The 10,310-nt window shown below is 62.9% G+C and carries 13 protein-coding genes; 4 read left to right on the top strand and 9 right to left on the bottom strand.

What is annotated here, in order from left to right; genetic code table 11:
- From EOM25_09690 to lipA, 3 genes are all read left to right on the top strand, one after another.
- The coding region (locus EOM25_09690; protein ID NCC25447.1) for an SPASM domain-containing protein at nt 1-735 on the top strand (735 nt) is incomplete at its 5' end.
- 142 nt (nt 736-877) lie between these two features.
- A complete protein-coding gene (gene lipB, locus EOM25_09695) occupies nt 878-1,522 on the top strand; it encodes a lipoyl(octanoyl) transferase (protein ID NCC25448.1) in 645 nt (214 codons plus the stop codon).
- Nucleotides 1,464-2,360: a lipoyl synthase gene (gene lipA / locus EOM25_09700; GenBank protein NCC25449.1), complete on the top strand. Its 897-nt coding sequence runs from the start codon at nt 1,464-1,466 to the stop codon at nt 2,358-2,360. Before lipB ends, lipA begins: the two co-directional genes overlap by 59 nt.
- A 20-nt stretch (nt 2,361-2,380) precedes the next feature.
- On the opposite strand, the gene thyX is transcribed toward lipA, so the two are convergent.
- From thyX to EOM25_09730, 6 genes are read right to left on the bottom strand one after another with little or no spacing between them, the layout of a single operon-like run.
- Nucleotides 2,381-3,046, bottom strand: coding sequence for an FAD-dependent thymidylate synthase (gene thyX / locus EOM25_09705; GenBank protein NCC25450.1), 666 nt, complete (start codon nt 3,044-3,046; stop codon nt 2,381-2,383).
- Entirely contained in the window at nt 3,033-4,034 is a 1,002-nt protein-coding gene (gene ruvB, locus EOM25_09710; protein NCC25451.1) for a Holliday junction branch migration DNA helicase RuvB, read from the bottom strand. The genes thyX and ruvB overlap by 14 nt, the downstream gene beginning before the upstream one ends.
- Nucleotides 4,031-4,642, bottom strand: coding sequence for a Holliday junction branch migration protein RuvA (gene ruvA, locus EOM25_09715; GenBank protein NCC25452.1), 612 nt, complete (start codon nt 4,640-4,642; stop codon nt 4,031-4,033). The genes ruvB and ruvA overlap by 4 nt, the downstream gene beginning before the upstream one ends.
- Nucleotides 4,639-5,148 (bottom strand): crossover junction endodeoxyribonuclease RuvC, encoded by a 510-nt coding sequence (ruvC, locus tag EOM25_09720; protein ID NCC25453.1) that lies wholly within the window; start codon nt 5,146-5,148, stop codon nt 4,639-4,641. Before ruvC ends, ruvA begins: the two co-directional genes overlap by 4 nt.
- Before the next feature lie 18 nt (nt 5,149-5,166).
- A complete protein-coding gene (locus tag EOM25_09725) occupies nt 5,167-5,916 on the bottom strand; it encodes a YebC/PmpR family DNA-binding transcriptional regulator (protein ID NCC25454.1) in 750 nt (249 codons plus the stop codon).
- A 43-nt stretch (nt 5,917-5,959) separates the two neighbouring features.
- Nucleotides 5,960-6,577 carry an RlmE family RNA methyltransferase gene (locus EOM25_09730; GenBank protein ID NCC25455.1) on the bottom strand — a complete coding sequence of 206 codons (618 nt, stop codon included), beginning with the start codon at nt 6,575-6,577 and terminating at the stop codon, nt 5,960-5,962.
- A 35-nt stretch (nt 6,578-6,612) separates the two neighbouring features.
- On the opposite strand from EOM25_09730, the gene EOM25_09735 reads away from it, so the two are divergent.
- Nucleotides 6,613-8,118 (top strand): hypothetical protein, encoded by a 1,506-nt coding sequence (locus EOM25_09735; protein ID NCC25456.1) that lies wholly within the window; start codon nt 6,613-6,615, stop codon nt 8,116-8,118.
- On the opposite strand, the gene EOM25_09740 is transcribed toward EOM25_09735, so the two are convergent.
- Genes EOM25_09740 through EOM25_09750 form a run of 3 tightly spaced genes read right to left on the bottom strand, consistent with a single transcriptional unit; the run spans nt 8,076 to nt 10,258 of the window.
- Complete coding sequence (locus tag EOM25_09740) at nt 8,076-8,999, bottom strand: hypothetical protein (GenBank protein NCC25457.1); 924 nt, start codon at nt 8,997-8,999, stop codon at nt 8,076-8,078. The genes EOM25_09735 and EOM25_09740 overlap by 43 nt on opposite strands.
- A 7-nt stretch (nt 9,000-9,006) precedes the next feature.
- A complete protein-coding gene (tsaA, locus tag EOM25_09745; GenBank protein NCC25458.1) occupies nt 9,007-9,993 on the bottom strand; it encodes a tRNA (N6-threonylcarbamoyladenosine(37)-N6)-methyltransferase TrmO in 987 nt (328 codons plus the stop codon).
- 10 nt (nt 9,994-10,003) lie between these two features.
- Nucleotides 10,004-10,258 carry a hypothetical protein gene (locus EOM25_09750; GenBank protein NCC25459.1) on the bottom strand — a complete coding sequence of 85 codons (255 nt, stop codon included), beginning with the start codon at nt 10,256-10,258 and terminating at the stop codon, nt 10,004-10,006.
- Nucleotides 10,259-10,310: the final 52 nt, after the last annotated feature.

Genomic DNA, 10,310 nt, shown 5'->3' on the forward strand with positions numbered 1-10,310 from the left:
AACCGCGAGACATCGGCCCATCCCCTGGAGGTCTATCGTTTTTTACGGGACGAGGGCGTGCGTTTCATCCAGTTCATCCCCATTGTCGAGCGCGAACTCGGCCCCCGGGGCAAGGGCCTGGGGCTGTCCCTGGCCGCACCAGAGGACGAGACCCAAGCCGTGACCCCCTGGAGCGTTGAGCCCGGGGCCTATGGCCGATTTCTGGCCGACATCTTCGGGGAATGGGTGCGAAACGACGTGGGCCGGGTCTTTGTCATGAATTTCGAGTGGGCCCTGGGGGCATGGGCCGGTGCCGGGCCCGGGGTCTGCCATCTCGCCCCCACCTGCGGCCGCAATCTCATCCTGGAGCACACAGGCGACGTCTACTCCTGCGATCACTTCATGTATCCCGACTATCGGCTGGGCAACATTCTGAAAGACAACCTGGCGGACATGGTGGACTCGGTGGCTCAGACGGGCTTTGGCCAGGCCAAGGAAGGCGCTCTGCCGGCCAAGTGCCGGGCCTGCGAGTACCTGTTCGCCTGTCGTGGCGGCTGTCCCAAGCACCGCTTCGGCCGGACTCCCGACGGCGAACGGGGCCTGAATTATCTCTGCCCGGGATATCGGGTTTTCTACCAGACCGTGGCCCCGGCCATGGAACGTATGGTGGATTTCCTGCGCCGAGGCCTGTCAGTGGCCAAGGTCATGGAGGAAAAGGACGTCGTCAGGGCTGTCGACAGGCTTGACGATGTATAGGCCATGATCCTCAGCTTTTTTTTGAATACGGCTGTAATGGGTCGAGATGGTGTCCCGACCGGAGGCCCTCTTTTTGTTGCATTCTTGACAGACCGGGCAGATTGATCCACCCAGAGTCCTCGCGACGGAAGGAGGAAATGCCATGGAGATCATCGACCTGGGCCTGATCGGCTACGCCGAGGCCAGGGCCGTCCAACTGGCCAGGCTGCCCCAGGTCGCCGCCGGAGGGGAGGGCGCGGTCTATTTGCTCGAGCATCCGCCGGTCATCACCCTGGGTCGCCACGGGGGCCGGGAGAACCTGCTCATGGACGAGGCCCGTCTCAGAACCATGGGAATCGAGCTGGTTCAGGCCGAGCGGGGCGGAAACATCACCTGCCATTTTCCGGGTCAACTAGTGGCCTACCCGGTCCTGAAGATCGTCTCGCGTCGGGGCGGGGTGGCCAAGTTCTTTTTCGATCTCGAAGAGGTCGTCATCCAGACCCTGGCCCGGTTCGGTCTGGCCGGGGAGCGCGTCACTGGGCGGCCGGGGGTCTGGATCGGGCCCCGCAAGATCGCCTCCATCGGCATCGGCATGCGGCGCTGGACCTCCTATCACGGACTAGCCCTGAACATCGGATCCGACCTGTCCCTTTTTCGGCTCATCACCCCATGCGGACTGACAGGGGTTCAGCCGACGTCGATCCATCTGGAACTGGGCTCCGATACCATATCCATGCAGGAGGTCAAAGATGTCTGCGCCGACCGTTTCCGAGCCCTATTTGAGAATTCCGCCCTGGTTGCGGGTTAGTCTACCGAGGACTCCTGCCTACTCGGGAACCGGGCGACTCCTGGCCGATCTGGGGCTGCACACGGTCTGCAGCCACGCCAAATGTCCCAATATTTTCGAGTGCTATGCCAAGAGGACGGCTACCTTCCTCATCCTCGGGTCGGTCTGTACTCGCAACTGCGCATTTTGCAACATCGCCCATGGTCCGGTGGAGCCCCCGGACCCAGACGAACCGAGGCGGGTGGCCGAGGCAGCCAAACGACTCGGGCTGCGCTACGTGGTGGTCACATCGGTCACCCGGGACGACCTGTCCGACGGCGGGGCCGGTCATTTTGCCGAAACGATTCGGATGCTCCGGGACGGCGGTCCGGGTGAAAGTCAGAGGCCACGGGTAGAGGTGCTCATCCCTGACTTTCAGGGCTCGACCGAGGCCCTGGCCACGGTTCTGGAGGCTGAGTCGGACGTGATCAACCACAACGTGGAGACCCCACCGGCCTTGTATCGGCGGATCAGGCCTCAGGCCGACTACGGACAGAGCCTGGAATTGTTGCGGCGGGTCGTCAAGGCTGGCGGTCTGGCCAAGAGTGGGCTGATGGTCGGGCTTGGAGAGAACGACGAGCAGGTGCGGTCGGTACTGGAGGATCTGGCCGGAGTGGGATGCCGGATTGCCACGGTGGGCCAGTATATGCGGCCGAGCAGGTTTCACCCGCCTGTGGCTCGCTATGTTCATCCGGATACGTTCGAGCTCTACGCCGAGTGGGGACGGGCGGCTGGAATCGAGTACGTGTTCAGCGCGCCTCTGGTCCGGAGCAGCTACAGTGCCGGAGTCGTCTTTGAGAGAATGCGGGGAGAAAGCTAGGTTCGTTCATTCCCCGGCATTCAATGAAGCAGGGGGCCAAAGGCGTTTAAATCGTGGCCGAACTCGTCCCAGAGATCGTCGAAGAGGACCGGAATCCGCCGGGAGAACTCGGCCAGAAGCGGGAGCATGATTTGGCGCATCTGGGGGTGTGAGGCCTTGGCGCAGCGCAGGCGGAAGATGTGCCGCCACTCCCTGAGATTGGCCGTGATCACGATTTCGGTCTTCAGGCTGTTGGGCAGGACGCTTCTCGCCTCCTGGGCCGTGGCACCGGCGTCGACCAGGGCCAGATAGGCCTGTTCGGCGGTCTGCATGGCCTCCATCCAGAGACGGAAGGCCTCGGATTCCGGATTCCAGAAGAAGGGTCGGATGACGGTGATTTCCCGGCCGAATCGATCCTGGGCGTAGTTGGCGTACCGGGTGCTCTCCTGGCTGAAGGAGGCCAGTCGATGGCGGACCAGTTCGTGGCTCACACCCCGGTCGCAGGTGATACGGACCGTGGCCGTGGCATGTTCGATAACGCTTTCATGCCCCATGTGGACGATGCGTTTGACGAGATTTTCGGCCGACCCTGGGCCGATCTTGTCCTCGGATTTGTAGCAGATCCTGGCGGCCTTTTCGATGTGGGCCAGGATGAGGTCTCCGGCAGGCAGCAGTACGATTTCGAAACCGGGCTCAACGATGTTCATCGTCGTCTCCAAAAGGCAGGTTCAAGGATGAGGCCAATGGCTCGCGCATGTGGCGATAGGCCAGGGGCGTGGCCATCCGCCCCCGAGAGGTCCGTTTCAGAAATCCGCATTGGATCAGATAGGGTTCGTAGATCTCCTCGATGGTCCTGACCTCTTCGGAGCAGGCCACTGCAATGGTCTTTACTCCCACGGGGCCTCCCCCGTAGTTGCGGATGATGCAGGAAAGGATCTTGCGGTCCATCATGTCCAGTCCGTGAAGGTCCACGTCCATGGTGTCCAGGGCCTTTGCGGCGATTTTTCCGTCGATGGACGGCTGACCGGCTACCAGGGCGAAGTCTCGGACCCGGCGCAGGAGCCGGTTGGCGATGCGCGGGGTGCCCCGGGCGCGGCGGCCTATTTCCATGGCCCCGTCCATGGTGATGGTCGTATCCAGAATGCGGGCCGCCCGAAGGACAATATTTGCCAACTGTTCCGGGGCGTAGAACTCTAGACGGCAGATGACCCCAAACCGGTCCCGTAGGGGAGATGTCAGAAGCCCGATGCGGGTGGTGGCCCCGACCAGGGTGAAAGGCTCCAGGTCGATCTTGACTGTCCTGGCCCCGGGGCCCTGGCCGATGATCAGGTCCAGCTTGAAGTCTTCCATGCCCGGGTAGAGGATTTCCTCGACATGGGCCGGCATGCGGTGGATCTCGTCGATGAACAGGATGTCGTTGCGGCGCAGGTTGGTCAGGATGGCGGCCAGGTCGCCGCTTCTCTCCAGGACCGGTCCCGACGTGGAGACCATGTTCACCCCGAGCTCCCCGGCCATGATCTGGGCCAGGGTGGTCTTGCCCAGGCCCGGGTTCCCGTAGAGGAGACAGTGGTCGAGGTGCTGGCCACGCTCCAGGGCGGCCCGGATGTAGACCCCGAGGTTGGCCCGGACATCGTTCTGGCCAATAAATTCGTCCAGACTCCGGGGTCTGATGGTGTCGTCGGCGGGCTGGGTCATGATCCTGCTCGGGACAGGGTTTTCAGCGCATGACGGAGGGCCGCGGCCACGTCCAGATCGGGTTCTGCGTCAAGGATGGCCCGGACCGTCGGAGCGGCCTCAGCCTGGGAGTACCCCAGGGAGATGAGGGCGCTGACGGTGTCGGACAGAACGCCGCCATGGCTTTCCGTTCGTTGCCCGGACTCATGGTCCGGATTCAGGAAGGGCTGAAGCCGATCCCGCAGATCGAGGATGATGCGGCGGGCCGACTTGGCCCCGATGCCGGGGACCTTGGTCAGACTGTGTGTGTCTTCCCGGGCGGCCAGTTCGGCCAGTTCCGAGGGCCGGAAATGGGCCAGCATGGCCAGGGCCGTGCGAGGCCCCAGTTTGGGGACGCCCAGAAGGATGGAAAAGGCCCGGCGCTCCTCCCAGGAGGCGAAGCCGTAGAGGTCAAGGGAGTCTTCTCGGACAACGGTCTGGGTGAAGAAGGCGACTTCCTGCCCGGAGTCGGGCAGGCGGAGGCGTTCGGTTTCGGTCAGGAAAATCTCGTAGCCGACCCCGCCGCCAGTGAGGACCACGCAGGATCGCTCAGTGGTTTCGACCAGAGTTCCGCGGACCAGGGCGATCATGATCCGGACCTCTCGGCCAGGCGCCTGAAGCGCCTCTGATTCAGGTGGCAGATGGCCACGGCCAGGGCGTCACTGGCATCGGAGGGCCAGGCAGGAGCGCATCCGAGGATGCGGCCAACCATGAAGGCCACCTGAGATTTGTCGGCTTTTCCGGCTCCGACCACAGATTTCTTGATCACCGTGGCATCGTAGCTGGAAACCGACAGACCGGCAAGGCCGCAGGCCACCAGAGCCGCCCCCCGGGCTTGGCCGAGCTTCAGGGCCGAGGAGGGGTTGCGAGCCAGGAAGACGTTTTCCATGGCCGCCTCTTCAGGGGCGTGGGTACGGATGAGTTCCTGCAACCGGGCGAAGATGGCCGACAGGCGATCGGCCAGGGGCATGTCGACTTTGGGCCGTATTGTGCCGACATCCACGAGCTGGGCCTGGCCCGAGGATTCCCGGATCAGGCCGAAGCCCGTGCATCGGGAACCAGGGTCGATGCCCAAAACGAGGATGTCGGCCGGCATGGAGACGATGCGGATCAGCTAGCCTTCAAGCTCGGCCAGCAGATCCTCGGGAAGGTCGAAGTTGGCGTAGACGTTCTGGACGTCATCGTTGTCTTCCAAGGCGTCGCAGAGCTTCAAGAGCTTCTCGCCGGTGGAGTGGTCCACGGCTACGGTGGTCTGGGGAATCATCGTCAGCTCGGCGCTCTCGTAGACGAGTCCAGCCTGGTCGAAGGCCTCGCGGGCAGCCTGGAAGTTCTCGGGCACGGTACGGACCTGCCAGACGGAGCCTTCATCGACGATATCCTCGGCTCCGGCCTCCAGACCAATCTCCATGAGCTGGTCCTCGGAGAACTTGTCTTTGTCGAATTCGAGCACCCCCCGATTGTCAAACATCCAGGCAACGCATCCGGCCGCGCCCATGGAGCCGCCGTTCTTGGTCAGGATGTGACGGACCTCGGCCACGGTCCGGTTCTTGTTGTCGGTGGCGGCGTTAACGAGGATGGCCACGCCTCCTGGCCCGTAACCCTCGTACATGATCTCGTCGATGGCATCGGCGGCGATCTCGCCGGTGCCTTTTTTGATGGCCGTCTCGATCTTGTCTTTGGGCAGATTGACGACCTTGGCGGCCTCGACGGCTGCCCGGAGCCGGTTGTTGGCTGTGGGATCCCCGCCGCCAGCCCTGGCGGCAAGCATGATTTCCTTGGTAACCTTGGTAAAGATCTTGCCCCGCTTGGCGTCCTGACGTCCTTTGCGGTGCTGGATATTGTGCCATTTGCTATGTCCGGCCATTGCGCTTCCCTCCGATGCGGTTTGTCGGACGGGCCGTCAGAGATCAGTTTCCCGGCGGCCCTTCGTTGGGTTTCTGTTTACGCCCCCGGCCGACGAGGAAGATTTCCTTGCTCTCGGACCTGGAGCTTTTGGGCTTGAATGTCTTGACCTGGGTAAATTCCTGTCTCAAAATCATCGTGAATCCTTGGACGTCGGGGCCGAAGAATATCTTGACCGCGAAATTCCCGCCTGGCCTCAAGACCAGTCGGGCCAGACCCAGAGCCTCCTCAGCCAGATAATGGGATTTGGCCTGATCAGCGTGTTTGATGCCGGTGGTCTTGGGGGCCATATCGCTCAGTACGAGGTCGAAGGGGCTCCATTCCCGGAGCAGGGTCTCGAACCCCGGAGAACGTTCAAAGACATCCTCCTGAAGAAACGTGGCCTGGCCGGGCAGGGCCACGGGCAGGGGATTGAGATCTACGGCCAGGACCCGCCCCGAAGGGCCGACCTTTTCCGCGGCGTACATGGTCCACGAGCCCGGACAGGCTCCGAGGTCCAGAACCTTCAGCCCCGGGCCCAAAAGGCCAAAGGCCCGGTCCATCTCCTTAAGCTTGTAGACCGATCGAGCCGGGTAATTGTCCTGCTTGGCCTTGAGGAAATAGTGGTCGCGGTATTTTTTCATCTTCGTCAGTCGTTGTTCAACGCGAACGGAGCATCATGCCAGCCAAGCCCATACGTGTAAAGATCAGGACAGAGCAGGGTCAGACCAAGTCGCTGGCCTCCGGCACAGGGGCTTTTACCACCCCGACCGGCGCCGGGCCGGACCTTTTTTTGGGCCTGGGTCCTGATCCGGCGGCCGCGGCCTTGTTGACAGGACCGGGACCGGTCCGCTTTGTGGAATGCCCTGAGTTCGAGAGTCAGATGGACCCAAAGTGGCGTCACATGGTGCCCGGAGACTGGAAACGAATCGATCCCGAAGACCTGGACGCGAATCTGGTCGGGACGAGCACGGTGCGAATTTTTCGACAGAACGCATCGCTTTTCCCATCCTTCTGGGGGCCGATCCTGGCCCGGACGACCTTGTGGGCTGCCGGGATCGGACCGAGGCAGGGCGGGGCCAAGCGGGTTCTTTTCGCTCACGGCCCTGGGGCCTTGATGGTTTTAGAGATCAGCAGGGCCTTCAGCAGAGCTGGATTCGAGGTACGATCCCTGGCCGAGAACGTCGGGCCGGAGGATCTCGTTCTGGCTCTGCGGGACGGCTGCCCCGATCTGTTCTTCAGCCTCAATTTCCAGGGCCTGGACCGGTTCGGGCTGAATCTTCACCTGCTTCGGGAAGCTGGTGTCGTTCCGGTCACCTGGTGCGTGGACAATCCCTTTCATCTGCTTTCGGGCCTGGAGACAGCGTTCTGGCGGGACATGATCGTCTTGACCACGGACGCGTGGGCCGTGGATTTGCTCCGGAATCTGGGTACTCGGGCCCACTTTCTACCCCTGGCCGCGGACAGTGACGTGTTTGTCTGCCAAGATCTGGACCGGCCCCCGGTCTGGGATTCGGTGTTCGTCGGCCGAAGCGCTTTTCCCAACCGAGACCGATTTTTCTCCGGACTCGATGTGCCCAAGGCTTTGTTGCCTGAGGCCAAGGCCCTCATGGCCTCCGGCGGACGTCCGGATTTTTCCTGGTGGCTTGAGCGACTGGGGCCCCAGTCGCTCTGGCCGGGCCGGGAGGTCCGCCGGGCCGGTCTGGGAGCGGAGATCTGTTCGCTTGGTTGGCGGTCGGCCGTGCTGGAGGCCGTGGCCGGAGCTGTGGGCCTCAAGGTCGTGGGTGACGAGGGCTGGAAGGAATTGCTTGGCTCCGAGGTCACGATTTTGCCTCCGGTGGACTACTACCACGGCCTGCGGGACATCTATCGCCTTTCGGCCGTGACCCTGACCACCACCAGCCTGCTTTTACCCGGAGCCCTGACCCAGCGCCACTTCGACGTCTGGGTCGCTGGCGGGTGTCTGCTTACGGACCGGATTCCGGGGCTGGATCTCTTCCCCAGACACCTGACTGATCCGGTTTCCTTTTCGACGCCCGACGAGGCGGCCTCATTGGCCCGGAAATTGGTCCGCGATCCACGGCGTCGGGGCGAGATCACCGCGGCCTGGCGGGAAACGATCCTTTATGGTCACACATACGATCACCGGGTGGCGACCATCTTGGAATTGGCCTCGGAAATTTGATCGAGAAACCCGGCCAGGGTTCCTACCAGGGTCCGTTCCTGTCCTCTCCACCAATGGCAGGCTGGATGACGGAAGAACCTGACTCTGGGCAGGACGTCTCGGAATCTTCGTTCGTACCGGGCCCGGCCTCTGGGACAGTCCAGCCGGAGTAGGGTGTCTTGCCGACCGTAGCAGCACAGAGAGGGTCCGTGGAAGCCGAGAGGACCATCCACAGTTCCGGTCAGAAAGTATTGAACCATGCAACGCAAGGTCTTGGCTCGGGCAAAGGCCAGGGTTCCGAAGTGGGCCCGGGATGAGTCCACGCCCGGAAACAGGGCCACGGCCAGGGCGTGGGCCCATCCAGGCAGGTCCAGGAGGTGCCGGACGGTTCCCTGGCGACGGCAGAGACTCAGGGCCTCGGACGGCGAGCAGATGTGGCGAAGGGACAGGACAGCGTTGACGAAGACCAGCCCCTGGAACAGACCCGGTCTGCGCGAGGCGGTGAACAGGACAGGAAGGGCGGCGAAACAGGCTCCCAGGGCCACCAGGGGGCCGGTGCCATCGCGGCAGGCCAGATGTTCGGCCGCTGTCAGGGTGTCCTGGCGGGCGCTTTTCAGATCGAAGAACCCAGGGGTGCGGCGATGACCTCGATAACCAAGGGAGGCCAGATGCCATCCCCTGTCCAGCAGGGGAGCGAAGAAGGCGAAATTCTGGAGGGGGTCTCCGCCCAAAAGTGGCGGGACGAAAATCGTACCTCGGAAAGGCCGGAGTCCTCGCTCTTCGGCCGGGGTCAGGATGGACAGGGGGATCGGATGTCCGTCTTCGGCCCGCACCTGAATTCGATTCAGGCGTCCGAATTCCGGACGGATCCGGTGGGCATTCCTTGCGCCACGTCCGGCCATGATTTCCTCATGAGCAGGCCAGCAGGGCCGTGCGGGCCAGACCTTCCAGCTCGTCACTGACAGCTAGGGCCTCGTCGAGATTCTTTCCCCAGACCGCTAGTCCGTGCCGGGTCATGAACACGGCCTGGTGTTGTTCGACCTCCAAAGCCACGGCTTGAGCAAGTTCAATGGTCCCAGGCTCCATGGCGGGGACAAAGGCCAGATCGGCCAGGGCCCGTCGGGCCTCGTAGAGGTTCAGCCGTTCAAGAGGAGCATCAGCCCGGGCCCGGCAGGCCAGGAGATGCGGCGGATGGGTGTGGAGCACGGCCAGGGCCTCGGGTTGACGGCGGTAGATTTCCATGTGCATGGTCGATTCCGTCGAGGCGGGAGGCCCTTGCAGGCGGGTGCCGGATTCGATGTCCATGAGGCAGAGGTCTCCGGACCGGAGCCGGCCCTTGTCCGTGCCCGAGGCCGTGACGGTCATGATCTGTCCGTGGCGGACGCTGATGTTGCCGCTTCGACCGCTGACCAGCCCCCGTTCCCGGGCCAGGCGCCCGGTTTCAATAATGTTTGTTTCCACGTCCAGGGCCGAGTGGGCCAGACTTTGGACCGACGACAGTGAACGGCCGTTGGATTTGATGTCGATGACGGGTGTGCCGTCCATGGCCTCCAAGGGCCAGACCCGTATTCGGTTTCCATCGATTTCCAGGACCCGGACCGGATGGAGTCCAACGGGATTGGGGCGGTCCGGGGACCGAGTGGTGAAGACCCCGCGGATGGGCCGGTCCTGATTTCCCTGGGGATGGCATTGAAGTGTGGAGCGGTCGCCCATGTGAAACCAGGTCAGGACGAGGATGTCCTGTCCTCTATCCATACGGAAGAGAGCCTCGACATAGGCGGGCTCGATTTCGATCCACGATTCCGGGCATTCGGGCGATCCCCAGAAGGGACAGGAGGCCCGGTCAGTCAGCGGCGAGCGGACCCGCCCGATGATATTCAAAGAGGCATTCATCATTTTTTCCTGTCTATCGCTTCGAGAAATGGTCGAAACCGCCGTGATCGAGAGCTCGGCCGTTCAGGGTCAGTTTTTTGCCGGTCCGGACTTGGCCGATTATGGAGGCCCGGTCTGGAAGGGCCTGCTCCAGGGTCGCTCGGTCCGAAGGTCCCACCGTGCCGACCAGGGCATAGTCCTCGCCGCCGAGCACGGCCAGCTCCAAGGGGTCGAGGCCCAGAAGTCCGGCCAGGGTTAGAACCTCGGCATGGAGCCTGGAAGGGTCCATTTCCAGGTCGACTCCTAGGTCGGGGCCGACGAGGCGGGGCAGGTCCCGCAAG

It is taken from the genome of Deltaproteobacteria bacterium (assembly GCA_009929795.1).
In the GTDB taxonomy this organism is placed as follows: Bacteria; Desulfobacterota; Desulfovibrionia; order Desulfovibrionales; family Desulfomicrobiaceae; genus RZZR01.

Bases quoted from the DNA above. Each gene is read 5' to 3' on its own strand.
- ruvC (NCC25453.1), bottom strand. From the start codon at position 5,148: ATGCCGGCCGACATCCTCGTTTTGGGCATCGACCCTGGTTCCCGATGC.
- lipA (NCC25449.1), top strand. From the start codon at position 1,464: ATGTCTGCGCCGACCGTTTCCGAGCCCTATTTGAGAATTCCGCCCTGG.
- ruvA (NCC25452.1), bottom strand. From the start codon at position 4,642: ATGATCGCCCTGGTCCGCGGAACTCTGGTCGAAACCACTGAGCGATCC.
- EOM25_09750 (NCC25459.1), bottom strand. From the start codon at position 10,258: ATGGACCCTTCCAGGCTCCATGCCGAGGTTCTAACCCTGGCCGGACTT.
- tsaA (NCC25458.1), bottom strand. From the start codon at position 9,993: ATGATGAATGCCTCTTTGAATATCATCGGGCGGGTCCGCTCGCCGCTG.
- lipB (NCC25448.1), top strand. From the start codon at position 878: ATGGAGATCATCGACCTGGGCCTGATCGGCTACGCCGAGGCCAGGGCC.
- EOM25_09730 (NCC25455.1), bottom strand. From the start codon at position 6,577: ATGAAAAAATACCGCGACCACTATTTCCTCAAGGCCAAGCAGGACAAT.
- EOM25_09725 (NCC25454.1), bottom strand. From the start codon at position 5,916: ATGGCCGGACATAGCAAATGGCACAATATCCAGCACCGCAAAGGACGT.
- ruvB (NCC25451.1), bottom strand. From the start codon at position 4,034: ATGACCCAGCCCGCCGACGACACCATCAGACCCCGGAGTCTGGACGAA.
- EOM25_09740 (NCC25457.1), bottom strand. From the start codon at position 8,999: ATGGCCGGACGTGGCGCAAGGAATGCCCACCGGATCCGTCCGGAATTC.
- EOM25_09735 (NCC25456.1), top strand. From the start codon at position 6,613: ATGCCAGCCAAGCCCATACGTGTAAAGATCAGGACAGAGCAGGGTCAG.
- thyX (NCC25450.1), bottom strand. From the start codon at position 3,046: ATGAACATCGTTGAGCCCGGTTTCGAAATCGTACTGCTGCCTGCCGGA.